Source organism: Halobacterium wangiae, assembly GCF_021249345.1.
Lineage (GTDB): Archaea > Halobacteriota > Halobacteria > Halobacteriales > Halobacteriaceae > Halobacterium > Halobacterium wangiae.
The window spans coordinates 2,199,998-2,217,822 of record NZ_CP089588.1 but is presented as its reverse complement, the minus strand read 5'-3'; the positions used below and the strand labels follow the sequence as shown (position 1 = coordinate 2,217,822).

Genomic DNA, 17,825 nt, shown 5'->3' with positions numbered 1-17,825 from the left:
ACGAGGGTTAAAATCCACCGCCAGCCGGAATCGGTCGACTCGCCGATACGTTCGTACAGGCCTGCGCTGTTCGCAATCTACTTATGCGTCTTTCCGGTCTAATTACGTGCCACATGGCTGTACGCTGGCTGGAGGATATACGGGCCGACGACATCGACAGTGTCGGCGGGAAGGGCGCGTCGCTCGGCGAGCTCACGGACGCCGGGCTACCCGTGCCTCCGGGGTTCGTCGTGACCGCCGGAACGTACCGCAGGTTCATCGAGGAAGCCGGCATCGACGACGAACTGTTCGAGGCAGTCGACGTCGACCCGGACGACTCCGAAGCGCTCGCCACCGCGGAGGCGGCGGCCGAGGAGATCATCATGAACACGGAGCTCCCCGAGGCGCTCCGCGAGAACATCCTCTCGTCGTACGACGACCTCGACGACGGGCAGGCGTTCGTCGCCGTCCGGTCGTCGGCGACCGCCGAGGACCTCCCGGACGCGAGCTTCGCGGGCCAGCAGGAGACGTTCCTCAACGTCACCCGCGAGGACCTCCTCGACCGCGTGAAGCGCTGCTGGGCGTCGCTGTTCACCCAGCGCGCCATCTACTACCGCGAAGAACAGGGCTTCGAACACGACATCGTGGACATCGCCGTCGTCGTCCAGCGCATGGTCGACGCCGAGAAGTCCGGCGTGATGTTCACGAGTCACCCCTCGACGGGCGCCCACGAGGCCATCATCGAAGCCGCCTGGGGGCTCGGCGAGGCCGTCGTCTCGGGCTCTGTCTCCCCGGACAACTACCACGTGGACCGCGACAGCGGCGAGGTCGAGGAGGTCACCGTCGCCGACAAGAAGCTGATGCACGTCAAGGACGCCGAGACCGGCGAGACCGTCGAGCGCGAGGTGCCCGACGAGAAGCGCGAGGCGCGCGTGCTCTCCGACGACGAGATCCAGGCGCTCGTCGCGATTGGCGAGCGCGTCGAGGACCACTACGGCGAACCCCAGGACGTGGAGTGGGCGATGGTCGACGGCGACATCTACATGCTGCAGTCCCGTCCCATCACCACCATCGACGAATCCAACGAAGCCATGACGGAGAACAACGACGACGGCGGCGAAGCGCTCGTGAACGGACTCGGCGCGAGCCCGGGTGTCGCGTCCGGGGCGGTCCGCATCGTCACTAAGCTCGACCAGCTCGACAAGGTCGGCGAGGGCGACATCATCGTCACCGAGATGACCACCCCGGACATGGTGCCCGCGATGAAGCGCGCGGCCGGCATCGTCACCGACGAGGGCGGCATGACGAGCCACGCTGCCATCGTCTCCCGCGAACTCGGCTGTCCCGCGGTCGTCGGTGCGACGGACGCCACCGAGGTGCTCGAGGACGACCAGATCGTCACCCTCGACGGCGACCGCGGCGTCGTCACCGAGGGCCGCGTCGAGCAGGACGCCGAGCGCGACCCCATCGAGGAGGCGCGCCCGAAGACGCCCGTGAAGCCGATGACCGCGACCGAGGTCAAGGTCAACGTCTCCATCCCGGAGGCCGCCGAACGCGCCGCCGCGACGGGCGCCGACGGCGTCGGCCTGCTCCGCATGGAGCACATGATCCTCTCGACGAACCAGACCCCGGCGCGCTACATCGAGAACCACGGGGAGACGGCGTACATCCAAGAGCTCGTCGACGGCATCCAGCGCGTCGCCGAGGAGTTCTACCCGCGGCCCGTGCGCGTTCGTACCCTCGACGCGCCGACCGACGAGTTCCGACAGCTCGAGGGCGGTAACGACGAACCCCACGAACACAACCCGATGCTCGGCTACCGCGGCATCCGCCGTAGCCTCGACCGCCCGGACGTCTTCCGGCACGAACTCGAGGCGTTCGCGGAGCTGTTCGAGATGGGCTACGACAACGTCGAGATCATGTTCCCGCTCATCAACGACGCCGACGACGTGCGCCAGGCCCGGGAGCTCATGGTCGACACCGGCATCGACACCGAGAAGCGCACGTGGGGCGTGATGATCGAGACGCCCGCCGCCGCGCTCTCCATCGACGAACTCGCCGCCGAGGGCATCGACTTCGCCTCCTTCGGCACGAACGACCTGACCCAGTACACGCTCGCCGTCGACCGGAACAACGGCAACGTCGCCGACCGCTTCGACGAACTCCACCCCTCGGTTCTGAAGCTCATCGGGACGACCATCGAGTCCTGCCGCGAGCACGACGTCGCCACCAGCATCTGCGGGCAGGCCGGCTCCAAGCCGGAGATGGTGACGTTCCTCGTGGACACCGGCATCTCCTCGATCTCCGCGAACATCGACGCCGTCCGCGACGTCCAGCACGAAGTCAAACGCGAGGAACAGCGGCTCATCCTCGACAGCGTCAGGGACTAGGGAACCCACTTTTTGCTCTGCGGGGGGTCGCCGGAGGCGGCCCCCGTCTGCTCACGGCGCTTCGCGCCGTTCGCATGGTTAGCGGGACCAGAGGTCCCGCTCAACTCGGCAAAAACTTGGGGGAAAAGCACTCCTCACCCCCGCCGCGCCCTCCGGGCGCGGTGGTCGTTCGTCGGCCTCCGCTCACTTCGTTCGCGGAGTGAATCGCTCGCATCGTTCTCGGCAGTCACCGACAGACGTTTGACGAATCTCGCCATAGCCACGCGGTATGCTCGTCTACCACGCTATCTTCCTCGCGCTCGTCGTCGGCACGACGGCGTTCTTCGCGGTGCTCGCCGCGCTGAACGTCCAGTACGCCGAACGGACGGTCCGCGAGCGCGCAGACTGGCTCGCGGAGACTGTCGGCGTCGAGAACCCCGACCGCCTGCTCGACTACCACCGGCTCGGGACCGCGGCGTCACAGCTACAGAGCGTCGTCGTGCTCGCCGTCGTCCTGCTCGTGCTGTACTCGGGGCTGTTCGGCGGAGCGGTCGAGTGGACGTTCGACGTCGTTGGCAACGACCTGCTCGCTGGCGTCCTGCTGTTCGTCGGTTCGGTCGTCGCCCTCCAGGTGGTGTCGCTGCCGTTCGACGTCTTCGACACGTTCGGCGTCGAGGAGGCGTTCGACTTCAACGAGCAGTCGCCACGGCTGTTCGCTCGCGACAGAGTCGTCGGCACCGCCGTCGCCGCCGTCTTCGCGGCCATCCTGGGTGGCGGCGTGCTGCTCGCCGTCGAGTGGTTCCCGGTGTTCTGGTGGCTGGCCGCGACGGGCGTCGTCGTGGCCTTCCTGCTGGCGACGCAGGTACTCGTCCCGCGAGTCGTGATGCCACTGTTCTACGACTTCGACCCCGTCGAGGACGGCGAGTTGCGCGACGCCGTCGAGGACGTCTTCGAACGCGCCGGGTTCACCTGCGACCAGGTGTACGTGATGAACGCCAGCTCCCGGTCGGGACACTCGAACGCGTTCTTCACCGGGTTCGGGCGCACCAAGCGCGTCGTCCTCTTCGACACGCTCGTCGAACAGATGGACGAGACGGCGGTCCAGAGCGTGCTCGCCCACGAACTCGCCCACTGGAAGAAGGGGCACATCTGGCAGAACCTCGCCGCGAGCGCCGTCCAGGTCGCCGTGCTGCTGTTCGTCGCGCAGTTCCTCGTCGAGTCGGCGTGGCTCTACGAGATGTTCGCCGTTCCCCAGCAGCCGGCCGCCGGCCTGCTGCTCGCGGCGCTGTGGCTCCAGCCACTCGACGAACTCACCTCGCCCGTCCAGAACCGGCTCTGGCTCGCCAACGAGCGCGAGGCCGACGCGTTCGCCGTCGACGTGATGGGGAGCGGCGCTCCGCTCGCTGACGCCCTTGCCGACCTCACCAGCGAGAACCTCGGCAACCCCTTCCCGCACCCGCTCTACGAGACGTTCCACTACCAGCACCCGCCGGTCCCCGAGCGCATCCGGTACCTGACCGAGAGCGAGACCGAGAACGAACAGCTCCCGGAAGACGAGAACGTTACCGTCTGAGAGTCGCCCGAACGGTGCCCGAGTTCGGTCGCGAACCCGGGTTTTGATTACGACTTATCGTGTCGGTACGTGTATGCGAACGGTCCTCGCGGTAGTCGCCCTCCTCGTGACCGCTGGCTGTCTCGGTGCCGGCGCCCCTGCCACCGACAGCCCCGAACAGACGCCCGCCGACGGCTTCCCGCCTGGCGTCACGGCCGACGGGGTCGAGAACGCCACCGCGCTGCTGGACGCCCACAGCAGCGTGCTCGCGGACCCGGGCTACACGTTCCGCGTCGCGGTGGCATCAGACAGGACCGAGAACGGCTCGTACACCGGTCGGACGAAGGGCGACGAGTTCCGCCTGAACGCGGAGTTCGGGCGCGACGACGGAACACTCGCCGTCGATACGTGGGCGAACGACTCCGTCGTCCTGACGCGCGTCGCCCACGGCGACGAGACGCAATTCGACCAGCGCGAACGCCACGACGGGGCTGCCGAGCCGTGGACCGCGCAACTCGAGCGCGTCCTCGCGGCCGGCGACTTCGAGGTGACCGACCGGTACGTCGAGGACGGCCGGACGGTCCTCGCCCTCGACGCGAACCGGACCCGCCCGACGCACGACGGCGCGTACCAGTCGTACCGCGCGCACGCCGTCGTCGACCTCGACGGGCGCGTCCACGAGCTGAACACGACGACCGAGGCCGAGTCAGAGTCCGGTTCGTGGACGCGCGCGCTCGACTTCGAACTGACCACCGTGGGCGTCGACTCAGTCGAGCGACCCGAGTGGGGGGACAGCGCGGCCGCCACACTGGACGCCTCGGTCGAACTCGACTCGACCGACGAACTGATCGAACTCGAACACCAGGCCGGCGAACCACTCCCCGCGGGGACGACCGTCGAACTCACGCACGACGGCGAGACGCACACACTCACGTTCGAGGAGTCCCTCGACGTCGGCGAGCGAGCCTACGTCGCGTACCCGGCGGACGGAAGCGCACCCGTCCTCTCCCTCGAGGAGCCGTCGGGGAACTTCGAGCGCATCGAAGGCTCGTACGAGGTCAGCGTCACCGGCCCGGACGGCGCGTCGATACTGAACGCCGCCTTCGCCGTGGAGACGGCGGGTGCGGGGACCACAGCGGCCTGACCCGAGAGCGGAACCGCTAAACCACTCCTCCCAGTTCTCGGAGGTATGACGCGCGCGGAGTCCAGACCCGCCCCACAGAACTTCGACCGCGTGCTCTCCTCGATGTGTACGGAGCCCCACCCCGCCGCCCGCGAGGCCGCCGTCTCGTTCCTCGCGGACAACCCCGGCGACCCCGCTACCTACCCCGCCGTCGCCGAACTCGAGGCGGAGGCCGTCGAACTGCTCGGCGACGTGGTCGGCCTCGACGACCCGCACGGCTACGTCGGCTCCGGCGGCACCGAGGCGAACCTGCAGGCGGTGCGAGCCGCCCGCAACCGCGCCGACGGCGACGTGAACGTCGTCGCGCCCGAGAGCGCGCACTTCAGCTTCCAGAAGGCCGCGGAGGTGCTCGACGTCGAACTCCGACTCGCCGCACTGGACGACGACCACCGCGCGGACGTGGACGCCGTCGCGGACCTCGCGGACGACGACACGGCGCTCGTCGTCGGCGTCGCCGGCACCACGGAGTTCGGCCGCGTGGACCCCATCCCCGCGCTCGGCGACGTCGCCGAGGACGTCGGCGCGAACCTCCACGTCGACGCCGCGTGGGGCGGCTTCGTCCTCCCGTTCACGGACCACGACTGGGACTTCGCGGACGCCCCCGTGGACACGATGACCATCGACCCTCACAAGATGGGGCAGGCGCCCATCCCCTCCGGTGGCTTCCTCGCCAGGGACCCGGAGACGCTGGACGCCCTGTCCATCCGGACGCCGTACCTCGAATCCGACACGCAACCGACGCTCGGTGGCACGCGCTCCGGAGCGGGCGTCGCGGGCGCCCACGCTGCCCTCGACGCGCTCTGGCCCGCGGGCTACCGCGAGCAGTACGAGCGCTCGTGGGCGAACGCCGAGTTCCTCGCGGAGGAACTCGAGGTTCGCGGCTACGACGTCGTCGACCCGGTGCTCCCGCTGGTCGCCGCCGACCTCCCCGACAGCGAGTTCGAGGCGCTCCGTGAGCGCGGCTGGCGGATCTCGCGCATGGCCGGCGGCGAACTCCGCGTCGTCTGCATGCCCCACGTCACTCGCGAGATGCTCGAACGGTTCCTCGCAGATCTCGCGACCGTCCAGTAGGATTTTCACACTCGCGGGTGAGTATCTGACAGTGAACGCCCTCCTGTTCGGCATCGACTTCCAGACGTTCGAGAGCGCCGTCCGCGCCGCGTCGGGTCCGGGCGGCCTGGCCGTCATCTTCGTCTACTCGTTCCTCATCGCGTTCGTCCTCCCGCTCCCCAGCGAGGTCGTGCTCTGTCCCGCCGGGTACGTCTGCGCCGAAGGTGCGACGCTCGGACTCGGCGTCCCGGGGCCCCTGCTCGTCGCCGTCGTCGTCATCGTCAGCGGCGCCGGGAAGGCACTCGGTAGCGTCGTCGCGCTGTACGTCGGCTACGGCGCTAGCCACTCCGGCCTCGTCGTGCGAGCGGTGCGACGACTCGGCTTCGACCCGGTCGCGTGGTCGAAGGCTCGCATGGTCGAACTCGTCCGTCGGTACGGCTACACCGGGATGGCACTCGGACTCTCCGTCCCCGGCTTCCCGGACACGCTCTCCATCTACGCCTTCTCCGTCATCGAGAAGGAGTACGGGAAGTTCGCCGCGGCCACGTTCACCGGCAGCGTCGGCCGCCTCGTCGTCACCATCCTGTTCCTCGAAGGCGCGCTGTTCGTCGTCTGAGCGACCCCTGGACTGTTGGACAACGGTTATGTCGAGTGGCGTTCACTCCTGGGCCATGTCACGTCTGAGTTCGGACCGGACGACGACGGGTGCCCTCATCATCCTCGTCGGTGTGCTGTTGCTGTTGACGACGACGGACGCCGTCCCCACGGACTCGCTGTGGGACTTCTTCCCCGGCCTGTTCGTGCTGCTCGGCGTGTGGGCACTGCTCCGCAGCCGGTTCCGCAACCTCACCGGCCCGGTGATGGTTATCGCCGTCGCGGGGACCTACCTGGCGAAGAACCTCGGATTCGTCACTGACCAGCAGCTCGGCACGTGGTGGCCGCTGTTCGTCGTCCTGTTCGGCGTGCTGTTCCTGATCGGTCGGTCGCGCCGATCTCACGGCGTCGACGTCGGCGAGACGGACGCCGGCACCGTCTCCTCGGTCACCCTCTTCGGCGGGACCGAGCGCCGCATCTCCGGCCCGGGGTTCCGCGGTGGCGACGTCGTGGTGGCGTTCGGCGGCGCGGAGCTGGACCTCCGGGACGCCGACGTCGCGGACCCGCCGGCGTCCGTCGAGTGCATCGTCCTGTTCGGTGGCGCGGAGATCCACGTCCCCGACGACTGGACCGTCGACATGGACGTGCTGGGGCTGTTCGGCGGCAGCGAGGACACGCGTCCACCGAGCCGCAGTGGGGAAGGGGTCGACCTCGTCGTGACGGGGCTGGCGCTGTTCGGCGGCGTCACCGTCGAACGCTGAGTAACGCTTTTCGCCCGGCGGTGCGAACCCCCGGTCGTGACCGGGACGGTCCATCCGCCGACGTGTTCGATGCGCATGCAGCGATAGTGCCGTCCACGGGTGGACCGCCCGTCTCCGGGCCCTCATGTGGCCGCCGGACGGGCGTGAACCCCGTTCTCTCCGTCAGCACCGTCCGCCAGCCACGCCACCGGAAACAGGAATGTCACGACACAATCAGCGGGCTTTAGGCCCGCGCCGGCAGAACGAGGGAGTATGAGCTACGAGGACTACCCAACGGACGACCCGGCGGTGGTCACCTGTGGGTTGCCGTACGCCAACGGCGACCTCCACATCGGCCACCTGCGCGGCTACGTGAGTGCAGACGCGTTCACGCGAGCGCTCCGCAAACTCGGCCAGCAGGCCGTCTACGTCTGCGGCAGCGACATGCACGGCACCCCCATCGCGGTCGAGGCGGAGAAGGAGGGGGTCAGTCCCGAGGAGTTCGCGCTCCGGCACCACGAGCAGTACCTGGAGACGTTCCCGCGGTTCAACGTCGACTTCGACCAGTACGGTCACACCCACGACGAGACGAACACGGAGCTCACGAAGGAGTTCGTCCGCGCGTGGGAGGACAACGGCTACGTCCACGAAAAGGAGATCGACGTCGCCTACGACCCGGAGGCCGACCAGTGGCTGCCCGACCGCTTCGTCGAGGGATCGTGTCCGTACTGCGGCGAGCACGCGCGCGGCGACGAGTGCGACGAGGGCTGCCAGCGCCACCTCGAACCCGGCGAGATCGAGGACCCCGTCTCGACCATCACCGGGAACCCCGCGGAGTACCGCCGCCGCGAGCACAAGTTCCTGCGTCTCTCGGCGCTCCAGGAGCACCTCCAGGGGTTCATAAACCGCGTGGAGGGGACGAGCAACGCCCAGAACCAGCCCCGCGAGTGGATCGAGGGCGAACTGCAGGACCTCTGTATCACGCGGGACATGGACTGGGGTATCGACTACCCCGGCGAGGGCGCCGAGGACCTCGTACTGTACGTCTGGGTGGACGCCCCCATCGAGTACGTCTCCGCGACGAAGCAGTACAGCGAGCGCACGGACGACGTCGACTGGGAGTCCGTCTGGAAGGACGGCGACGGCGAGATCGTCCACGTCATCGGCCGCGACATCATCCAGCACCACACGGTGTACTGGCCGGCGATGCTGGAGGCCGCGGACTACACGGAACCACGGGCAGTCTGCGCGACCGGCTTCGTGAACATCGACGGGAAGGGACTCTCGACGTCGAAGAACCGCGCCATCTGGGCCGAGGAGTACCTCGACGAAGGGTTCCACCCGGACCTGCTGCGGTACTACATGACGACCGCCAGCGGGTTCGAACGCGACGTGAACTTCTCGTGGGACCGCTTCGCCGAACGCGTGAACAGCGAGCTCGCGGACGTCGTCGGCAACTTCGTCTACCGCGCGCTGCTGTTCGCGAACCGGAACTTCGGCGGGACGCCGGAGGCCAGCCTCTCCGACGAGGTGGAGACCGAGATCGCGCAGGCGATGGACGACTACGAGGACGCGCTGAACGACTACGACCTCCGGACGGCCGGCGAACGAACGGTCGCACTCGCCCGGTTCGGCAACGAGTACATCCAGCGCAACGAGCCCTGGAAGCTCGACGACGAGGCGGCCGCGCCGGTCATCCGCGACTGCGTGCAGCTCGTGAAGGCAGTGGCCGTGTTACTCCATCCGTTCACGCCGGAGAAGGCAGAGGAGATCTGGACCCAGCTCGGGGAGGACGGCGCCGCAGCAGACGCCACTGTCGCCGACTGCCTGCAGGAACCGCCCGCGGAGTTCGGCGAGCCCGCGGAGCTGTTCACCAAGGTCGAGGACGAGCGCGTCGCGGAGCTAGACGAGACGCTCCAGGAGAAGATCGAAGCTGCCAGTAGCGATGAGTCCGACGACGAGGACGTGAACGACGACCCAGACGTCGAACTCGAAGCGCTCGCCGACGACCGCATCGGCTTCGAGGAGTTCCAGAGCCTCGACCTGCGCGTCGGCGAAATCCAGTCCGCCGAGGGCATCGATGGCGCGGACGACCTCGCACGCCTCGAGGTCGACATCGGCCACGAGGTCCGCCAGATCGTCGCCGGCATCAAACAGCTCCACGACCTCGACGCTCTCCCCGGCACGAGGGTCGTGGTGGTCGCCAACCTCGAGAAGGCGGAGCTGTTCGGCGTGGAGTCCAACGGGATGGTGCTCGCCGCGGGCGAGGACGCCGACCTCCTCACGACCCACGGCGACAGCGTCCCCGGCACGAAGGTCAGGTAGGGCGAACAGGCGGCGGACGGCACCGGTGCGCGACGCCGCGCTACCGAATCCGAGCGCACCGGGCGATTCTCAGGTCACGCGCCGGGATGGTCCCGGCTTCATACTTGAACCTACGTAGCGCGCGCTGGCATCCGCGAGTGCTGGAAGCCGTGCGTCCTAGACGTCCTCGACGACTTCCCCGAGGTCCTCGACGTCGATGGCCTCCATCGTCTTCATGTTGATACCGTAGCGCTGGGCCGCGATAGAGGCCTCGAGGACCGCCTGTCGGTCAGGCCCGTCGAAGATCATGAGGACGTCGCTCTCGCCCAGGAGGATGTAGGCGTCCCGGAGTTCGCACTCCTGGGTCTCGAGGTCCTGGCGGAGGTCGCCCCAGATGGACGCGAGCTCCTGCGCGTTCTGGAATTCGCCGGTTTCGACGGTGGCGATGGCGGCGTACGTCTGCATACCTCGTTGTTCGCTCGCCGGCGTGAAAACCGCTGTGGCGGGGGAAGCGTCGATTCCTCCCACTCACGTGGGTTTTTCCCGGGGGGCGGCGTACGCCCGGCAATGAGGAACGCCAAGATCGTCTGTACGCTGGGGCCCGCGACCGACGACGAGGCGTCGGTGCGGGCGCTCGCAGACGCCGGGATGACCGTCGCCCGGGTGAACGCAAGTCACGGGACGCTGGAGGACCGGGCGGCGCTCGTCGACACCGCGCGCCGCGTCGACGACGTGACCGAGAAGCCGCTGGCGGTGATGCTGGACACGCAGGGGCCGGAGGTACGGACCGCGGCGACCGAGTCGCCGGTCCACCTCGAAACGGGGAGCGTCGTCGAGTTCGTACCGAACGGGGAGACGACTGGCGCGACCGTGGGGCTCTCGACGAGCGTCGCGGCGGTCGAGCCGGGGACCCGCGTGCTGCTCGACGACGGGCGGATCGAGACGGTCGTCGAGCGGGTCGAGGGAGAGGCCGTCTTCGCGCGCGTCCAGTCGGGCGGCGACCTCGGCAGCCAGAAGGGGGTGAACGTGCCGGGCGCGGAACTCGGCCTCGACGTGGTGACCGAGAAGGACCGCCGCGACATCGAGTTCGCCGCCGAGAAGAACGTCGACTACCTCGCCGCGAGTTTCGTCCGGGACGCCGAGGACGTCCTGGAGGTGGGCCGGGTCGTCGAGTCGTTCGGTGCAGACATCCCCATCGTGGCGAAGATAGAGCGACGGGGCGCGGTGGAGAACCTCGACGGCATCGTCGAGGCCGCCAGCGGCGTGATGGTCGCGCGCGGGGACCTCGGCGTGGAGTGCCCGATGGAGGACGTGCCGATGATCCAGAAGCGCATCATCCGGCGGTGTCACGAGGCGGGCGTCCCGGTCATCACAGCGACGGAGATGCTCGACTCGATGGTGCACGCGCGGCGGCCGACCCGTGCGGAGGCCTCCGACGTCGCGAACGCCGTGCTCGACGGCACCGACGCCGTGATGCTCTCCGCGGAGACGGCGGTCGGCGACAACCCGACGCGCGTGGTGGAGACGATGGACCGCATCGTGCGCCAGATCGAGGCCAGCGACGAGTACGCGGAACTCCAGGAGCAGCGCGTGCCGGTCGCCGACGGCGCGGCCAAGACCGACGCGCTCGCACGGTCGGCGCGGTACCTCGCACGGGACATCGACGCGAGCGCCGTCGTCGTCGCCTCCGAGTCGGGGTACACCGCGCGGAAGGCCGCGAAGTTCCGGCCGCGGGTGCCAGTCGTCTGTGCGACCCCCTCGAACCGCGTCAGGCGCCAGCTCGGCCTCAACTGGGGCGTCCACGCGGAGTACGCGGAGGTCGTCGACAGCGACGCAACCACCGTCGTCGAGCACGCGGTGCAGGCGGCCGTCGACTCCGGACTGGTCGCGAGCGGCGACACGGTCGTCGTGCTCGTGGGGATGATGACCGAACTGGAGGGCGCGAACACGACGAACACGCTGAAGGTCCACGTCGCCGCGGAGACGCTGGCGTCGGGCCGTTCGGTCGTCGACGGCCGGGCGACCGGGGTCGCGACGCACCTCGACGACGGCGACCTCTCCGACGTGCCGGAGGGCGCGGTCCTCGTGCTGGATTCGGCGTTCGACGACGAGTTCGGGGGCGACCTCTCGAAGGTCGCGGCCATCGTGAGCGGGCAGTCCGGGCTGACCGGCTACCCGGCGATGGTCGCGCGGGAACTCGACGTCCCGATGGTCGGCGACGTGGACGTCGCGGCAGTTCCCACGGACACTCCGGTGACGGTAGACGGCGAGCGCGGCGTGGTGTACGCCGCCGACCGCTGACCGACGGGGGACCCACGAGTTTTTCAGCGTCCGCGGTCAAGCGTCTGTATGGCGGACAACGACGGGTCGTGGCGGTACGACCTCGACGAGGTAGGCCCGGACGCGGAGCCCCAGGTCGACAGGATAGAACCGGGGTCGCCCAGCGTCGAGAACGTCGTCTTCTTCCTGCTGGGCGTCGCGTTCATGCTCGGCGTCATCGGACTGCTCGTCTTCGGGTAACGGTTTTCCCAGTGCCGTCCTAACCTCCCCGTATGACCGGCGTTACGATCTTCGGACAGTCGTTGTCGTTCGTGCTCCTCGTCGTCGGGGTGGGGCTCTGCATCTTCGAGGCGTTCGCCCCGGGCGCACACTTCATCGTCATCGGTGTGGCGCTGCTAGTGGCCGGACTGGTGGGGCTGTTCGTCCCGGCGGCGGCGACGCCGTTCGTCCTGGCGTTCATCGTGCTCGGCGTCGGCCTGGGAGCGCTGTACGTCTACCGCTACTACGAACTGTACGAGGGGACGGGACGCGGGCAGACACAGGACTCCAGTGACCTCCGCGGGAAACGGGGGTACGTCGTCGAGGAGGTGACCACGCGGTCCGGCCGCGTGAAACTCGAGTCGGGCGGGTTCGACTCGTCGTACGGCGCGCGCTCCATCTCGGGGGTCATCCCGGTGGACGAGAACATCGTCGTCGTCGACCCGGGCGGCGGCAACATCGTCACCGTCGAATCCGTCGACGGCGAGGACGGCATCGACCGCGAACTCGACCGGGAGCGCGAGGAGAGCGACGCCGCGTAGGCGGCAGCCTTATTGTCCGTTCGCCGAACGGTCTAGTCGATGTTCACGCCACTCCAGACCGGCGGCGCGGTGGTAACCGCCGTCGGACTACTGTTGTTGCTGCTCCTCGCGGTCGTCGTCTACCAGACGGTCCGAATCGTCGACGCCTACGAGAAGAAGGCGCTAACGGTGTTCGGGGAGTACCGCGGTCTGCTCGAACCGGGTATCAACATCGTGCCGCCGTTCGTCTCGCGCACGTACACCTTCGACATGCGCACGCAGACCATCGACGTGCCCCGGCAGGAGGCAATCACCCGCGACAACTCGCCGGTGACCGCCGACGCCGTCGTTTACATCCGCGTGCGGGACGCCAAGCGCGCGTTCCTGGAGGTCGACAACTACAAGACCGCCGTCTCGAACCTCGCGCAGACGACGCTGCGCGCGGTGCTCGGCGACATGGAGCTCGACGACACGCTGAACAAGCGCCAGGAGATCAACGCCCGCATCCGCACGGAACTCGACGAACCCACGGACGAGTGGGGCATCCGCGTCGAGAGCGTGGAGGTCCGTGAGGTCAACCCCTCCCAGGAGGTCCAGAAGGCGATGGAGCAACAGACCAGCGCCGAGCGCCGCCGCCGCGCCATGATCCTGGAGGCCCAGGGTGAACGCCAGTCCGCCATCGAGAACGCCCAGGGTGACAAGCAGTCCAACATCATCCGCGCACAGGGTGAGAAGCAGTCCCAGATCCTCGAGGCGCAGGGTGACGCCATCTCCACGGTGCTCCGCGCGAAGTCCGCCGAATCGATGGGCGAGCGCGCCATCATCGAGAAGGGCATGGAGACCCTGGAGGGCATCGGCGACGGCGAATCCAACACGTTCGTCATCCCCCAGGAACTGTCCAGCCTCGTCGGCCGCTACGGCAAGCACCTCGCCGGCAGCGACGTCACCGGCGACGGCACCGAACTCGGCAGCCTCGAGTTCGACGCGGAGACCCGGGAGCTCATCGGTCTCGACGACATCGACGAGATCCTCAACCAGATCAGCGAGGAGGCGGACGTCGACCCCGCGAAACTAGAGGAGCAGGCCCAGGCCGTCCAGCGCGGCGAGGACGCCGGCCTGAAGGACGCCGACGCAGTCATCGACGAGATGGACGCCGAACTCGAGGGCGGAACGGACGCCGAGGACAGCGACGAGTCGAGCACCTGACGGGTCCCTCCTCCCGCCAGTCCCGTACTGGCCCGGTAGTCCAAGCGTACCGAACCCTTTTCTCTGCGGACCACCTACCCGGAGTCGAATGGGCATCGACGAGGACAAGCGCTCGACGCTCCGTCGGTTCGCCGCCGTCGGCGCAGCGAGCCCGCTGACCCGGTTCGCTGGCGACGACGCGCAGGCCAGCGACGACAGCGACGTCCGTGACGCCATCACCGGCTACCTCACGACGACGCCGGGTGCGCACTTCTCGAAGCTCCGGGACGACCTCAAACTCGGCACCGGGGAGACCCAGCACCACCTCAAGCGCCTGCTCGACGACGGCGTCGTCGAGAGCGAGCGCGACGGCGACTACCGCCGGCTGTACCCCGCGGGCCGGTTCTCGCCGTTCGAGCGCCGCGCGCTGGGCTACCTCCGCCGGGACACCCCGCGCGGGATGGTCGTCGAGTTGCTCCGGGACCCCGACGCGACTGGCGGCGATATCGCCGCAGCTCTCGACGTCTCGCGAGCGACAGTCAGCAAGTACGCCGCCCAGCTAGAGGACGCGGGCCTCCTCTCGCGAGCGGACGGCTACGCCATCGAGGAGCCCGAGACCCTGGTCACGCTGCTCGTGCGGTACGCCGACTCCTTCGACGCGAACGCCGCGGAGTTCGCCGGCGAAGCGGCCGACCTGCTCTCCTACGACCCCTGAGCGGTCGGCAGTTCTCCCGTGACACGGTCGCACAGCAGCGGCGCTGGACGGTGAAGAACGACCGCGGTCCGGGTGGACCGCGAGTGACAGATACTGTGGCGGGTGACCGCCGAGAGCGTGACGCTGCGAGCATCCAGGGTGGCTCCGGGTGGATGACGGGCCCGGAACCGGGACGGAACGAGGTGGTGGGGTGGGACGGCCGGGTCAGGCCTCGACCTTCCACGTGGTGCTCGAGGAGTAGCCCCAGCGTTCGACGTCCACGTCGAACTCGCCGTTCTCGATGGCGGGCATGTTCGCGCCGACCTCCTTCGCGGAGAGTTCGAGTTCGTCGCCGATGAGCCGTGACTTGAAGTAGGTCCGTTCGTCGGCGTGGTCCCGCAGGTAGTCGAGGATGCGGTGCTGTTTGGGGGTGAGTGACGCCGTCGCCGCGGCAGTCGCGCTCATACTCGTAGGGTCGTACTGTCCACCCAAGAGGGATTTGGTACGGGCGGTAAAACTCGCTTCTGTCTTGCGTTTTTCGTCGTTCGAGGGGTGGGCGTTTGGCCCGGGGACCACCCCGGTTGGTAGGTGCGGTTAACAACCGGTTACGCAGTTCGAGACGCCTACTCGCCGGTAGCTGGTAACTACGTCGCTGGTAGTGGTGGCTCACTCGACGTACAGCCCGCTACCGCCCGTCCTCGGTCGGCAGCGGCCGAACTGAGACAGAAGGTACTTACAGGCTTCGAGCCGACTGCTTGACCAATGAGCGATTCCGCCGTCGAGGTGAGTGTCGTCCTCCCCGCCTACAACGAGGCGGCCACGATCGAGACGACGGTGCGGACGACACTCGACACCCTCGGCGGGTTCCTCCCGGAGGGTAGCTACGAAGTGGTCGTCGCGGAGGACGGCTGCGAGGACGAGACGCCGGCCATCGCGGACCGCCTGGCGGCCGCGGACGACCGCGTCCAACACTTCCACAGCGACGAACGACTCGGGCGCGGCGGCGCGCTGAACGCCGCGTTCGCGGACGCCCGCGGCGACACGCTGGTCTACTTCGACACGGACATGGCGACGGACATGCGCCACCTGGAGGAACTCGTCGAGAGCGTGCGCTCGGGCGAGTACGACGTGGCGACCGGGTCGCGGTGGATGCCCGACAACACCGCAGACCGCCCGGCGAAGCGCGGCGTTCCCTCGCGGGGGTTCAACCTCTCAGTGCGCACGCTGCTGCGTTCGGGCCTCCGCGACCACCAGTGTGGGTTCAAGGCGTTCAGCCGCGAGGCCTTCGAGTCGCTGGTCGACGACGTCGAGGACGAACATTGGTTCTGGGACACGGAGATGCTCGTGCGGGCCCAGCGCCGGGGCTTCCGCGTGAAGGAGTTCGCCGTAGACTGGGAGCCGAAGGGCGACTCGAAGGTCGACCTCGTGCGGGACGTCTTCGGGATGGGGAGCCAGATCCTGCGCTGCTTCTGGGAGTTCTCCGTCAGCCCGTACGCCAACCGCCGCACGGGGATGGTCGTCGGCACGCTGCTCTCGATCGCGGCGTTCGCGCTGATGTTCGTCTACATCGACGTGGACGCGTTCGTCGACGCCGTCTCGAACGCCGACCCAGCACTCGTCGGCGCGGGCGCCGCCGTCTACCTGCTCTCCTGGCCGCTCCGCGGCCTCCGCTACCGCGACATCCTCTCCGAACTCGGCTACCGGGAGGGTGTCGGCTTCCTGACGGGCGCGGTGTTCATCAGTCAGACCGGGAACCTGGTCATCCCCGCGCGGGCCGGCGACGCCATCCGCGCGTACGTCGTGAAGGCCCGGCGCAGCGTCCCCTACACGACCGGGTTCGCGTCGCTGGCCGTCGAGCGCGTCTTCGACCTGCTCACCATCACGGTGCTCGCGGGCAGCGTGCTCGTCGCGCTCGCGGCGTTCTCGCCGTCGACGCTCGCCGAACTCGCGGCGACCGCGTCGGGCCAGGGGCTGGCCGGCCAGGAGTCACGGGCGGTCCAGCAGGCGGTCGTCGTCGCCTCCGTCGTCGGCGCGCTCGCCATCGCGTCCGTCGTCGCCATCGTCTGGTCCGCGCGCTCGGACTCGAACTACGTGCGCCGTGTCGTCAACTGGGCGAGCGACGACTCGTACACGGAACTCGTCGCGAGCGTCTTCGAGTCCTTCGTCGGGGACATCCAGCAGGTCGCCGGCGACGGCCCCGCGTTCGCCCGTATCGGCGCGTCGAGCGTTCTCATCTGGACCATCGACGTGGCGACCGCGCTCCTCGTCTTCCTCGCGTTCGGCCTCGACCTCTCGCTGGTGAGCCTGCTCGCGGTGGGGTTCTTCGCCGTCAGCGTCGGCAACCTCGCGAAGGTGATCCCCGGTCCGCCGGGCGGTATCGGCATCTACGAGGCGGCGTTCGCGGCGATCGTCTCCACGCTGCTCCCCGTCGCCTTCGGGACGGCGGTCGGCGTCGCCATCGTCGACCACATCGTGAAGAACCTCGTCACCGTCGCCGGCGGTGCGGCGTCGATGATGTCGCTGAACGTCTCCCTGACCGAGGCCGTCGACGGCACCGAGCGCGACCTCGACGCCGAGACGCCGTCGGCCGAGGACTAGTAGTACTCGGTGAGGAACGGTCCGAGCGCGCCCGCCACCGCCGTCCGGAGCGCTTCTGTTCTGTCGGTCGTCCCGGCAGTGAGGACGCCCGCCGCGCCCTGATTCTCCGCGACGCCCGACGTGTCGAGGAGATCGTCCATCACGGGACCCAGTTCGTCGCCGTCGCGGAGCCGTCCGGCCACGTCGTCGGGGAGTCGGAGTCGCGGCCCGCCGCCGACCTCGATGCGCTCGCCGTCCGTCGCCGCCGCCCACATGACGAGGAAGAGCGACCCGCCCCGCTGGTGCACTCCCCCTTCCAGTCCGACCCCGAGGTCGTATCCCTCGCCCAGCGCTCGCTGCGCGCGGTTGCGTGCCCCCTCGACCGTCTCGTCGTCGCCCCACGGTTGCTCGGGGACGCCGCTGTCGACCGGGACGGCCTCGACCGTCGCGTCCGGCAGCGCCGCCGCGACGGCTGCACGCTTCACCGGGTTCCCCGAACCGACTGCTACTCGCATGGAGAGTGGAGGGGGACGGTGGCC

General features: G+C 68.7%; 16 protein-coding genes. 13 read left to right on the top strand and 3 right to left on the bottom strand.

Annotated elements, in window-relative coordinates:
- Positions 1–113: 113 nt before the first annotated feature.
- The 7 genes from ppsA (at position 114) to metG (ending at position 9,792) form a co-directional block, all read left to right on the top strand.
- Positions 114–2,369, top strand: coding sequence for a pyruvate, water dikinase (ppsA, locus tag LT965_RS11615; protein WP_232700966.1), 2,256 nt, complete (start codon positions 114–116; stop codon positions 2,367–2,369).
- A 268-nt stretch (positions 2,370–2,637) separates the two neighbouring features.
- Positions 2,638–3,921: a M48 family metallopeptidase gene (locus tag LT965_RS11610; protein WP_232700965.1), complete on the top strand. Its 1,284-nt coding sequence runs from the start codon at positions 2,638–2,640 to the stop codon at positions 3,919–3,921.
- A gap of 73 nt (positions 3,922–3,994) precedes the next feature.
- Entirely contained in the window at positions 3,995–5,044 is a 1,050-nt protein-coding gene (locus tag LT965_RS11605; RefSeq protein ID WP_232700964.1) for a DUF7537 family lipoprotein, read from the top strand.
- Between the two features lie 45 nt (positions 5,045–5,089).
- A complete protein-coding gene (gene mfnA, locus LT965_RS11600; RefSeq protein ID WP_232700963.1) occupies positions 5,090–6,154 on the top strand; it encodes a tyrosine decarboxylase MfnA in 1,065 nt (354 codons plus the stop codon).
- A gap of 31 nt (positions 6,155–6,185) precedes the next feature.
- A complete protein-coding gene (locus tag LT965_RS11595; protein ID WP_232700962.1) occupies positions 6,186–6,749 on the top strand; it encodes a YqaA family protein in 564 nt (187 codons plus the stop codon).
- Positions 6,750–6,804: 55 nt separating this feature from the next.
- Entirely contained in the window at positions 6,805–7,488 is a 684-nt protein-coding gene (locus LT965_RS11590) for a LiaF transmembrane domain-containing protein (protein ID WP_232700961.1), read from the top strand.
- Between the two features lie 252 nt (positions 7,489–7,740).
- Positions 7,741–9,792, top strand: a complete 2,052-nt coding sequence (metG, locus tag LT965_RS11585) for a methionine--tRNA ligase (protein WP_232700960.1) — start codon at positions 7,741–7,743, stop codon at positions 9,790–9,792.
- A gap of 156 nt (positions 9,793–9,948) precedes the next feature.
- Here the strand turns inward: metG and LT965_RS11580 are convergent, their stop codons facing one another.
- The gene (locus tag LT965_RS11580) at positions 9,949–10,236 is read right to left on the bottom strand and encodes a GYD domain-containing protein (RefSeq protein ID WP_232700959.1); all 288 of its coding nucleotides are present in this window, start codon (positions 10,234–10,236) and stop codon (positions 9,949–9,951) included.
- A gap of 102 nt (positions 10,237–10,338) precedes the next feature.
- Here LT965_RS11580 and pyk point away from each other — a divergent pair, with 102 nt between their 5' ends.
- The 5 genes from pyk (at position 10,339) to LT965_RS11555 (ending at position 14,730) form a co-directional block, all read left to right on the top strand.
- On the top strand, positions 10,339–12,072 hold the full coding sequence (gene pyk / locus LT965_RS11575) for a pyruvate kinase (RefSeq protein WP_232700958.1): 1,734 nt from the start codon (positions 10,339–10,341) through the stop codon (positions 12,070–12,072).
- 48 nt (positions 12,073–12,120) lie between these two features.
- On the top strand, positions 12,121–12,291 hold the full coding sequence (locus LT965_RS11570; protein ID WP_232700957.1) for a DUF7312 domain-containing protein: 171 nt from the start codon (positions 12,121–12,123) through the stop codon (positions 12,289–12,291).
- Between the two features lie 32 nt (positions 12,292–12,323).
- Positions 12,324–12,851, top strand: coding sequence for an NfeD family protein (locus LT965_RS11565; RefSeq protein ID WP_232700956.1), 528 nt, complete (start codon positions 12,324–12,326; stop codon positions 12,849–12,851).
- A 39-nt stretch (positions 12,852–12,890) separates the two neighbouring features.
- The gene (locus tag LT965_RS11560; protein WP_232700955.1) at positions 12,891–14,036 is read left to right on the top strand and encodes an SPFH domain-containing protein; all 1,146 of its coding nucleotides are present in this window, start codon (positions 12,891–12,893) and stop codon (positions 14,034–14,036) included.
- A gap of 88 nt (positions 14,037–14,124) precedes the next feature.
- Positions 14,125–14,730 carry a winged helix-turn-helix transcriptional regulator gene (locus LT965_RS11555; protein WP_232700954.1) on the top strand — a complete coding sequence of 202 codons (606 nt, stop codon included), beginning with the start codon at positions 14,125–14,127 and terminating at the stop codon, positions 14,728–14,730.
- 204 nt (positions 14,731–14,934) lie between these two features.
- On the opposite strand, the gene LT965_RS11550 is transcribed toward LT965_RS11555, so the two are convergent.
- On the bottom strand, positions 14,935–15,174 hold the full coding sequence (locus LT965_RS11550; RefSeq protein WP_232700953.1) for a DUF7123 family protein: 240 nt from the start codon (positions 15,172–15,174) through the stop codon (positions 14,935–14,937).
- Positions 15,175–15,471: 297 nt separating this feature from the next.
- Between LT965_RS11550 and LT965_RS11545 the strand changes: the two genes are divergently transcribed.
- Positions 15,472–17,307, top strand: coding sequence for a flippase-like domain-containing protein (locus tag LT965_RS11545; protein WP_232700952.1), 1,836 nt, complete (start codon positions 15,472–15,474; stop codon positions 17,305–17,307).
- On the opposite strand, the gene LT965_RS11540 is transcribed toward LT965_RS11545, so the two are convergent.
- Positions 17,304–17,801, bottom strand: a complete 498-nt coding sequence (locus tag LT965_RS11540) for a DUF84 family protein (RefSeq protein ID WP_232700951.1) — start codon at positions 17,799–17,801, stop codon at positions 17,304–17,306. The two genes, LT965_RS11545 and LT965_RS11540, sit on opposite strands and share 4 nt — an antisense overlap.
- Between the last annotated feature and the right edge of the window lie 24 nt (positions 17,802–17,825).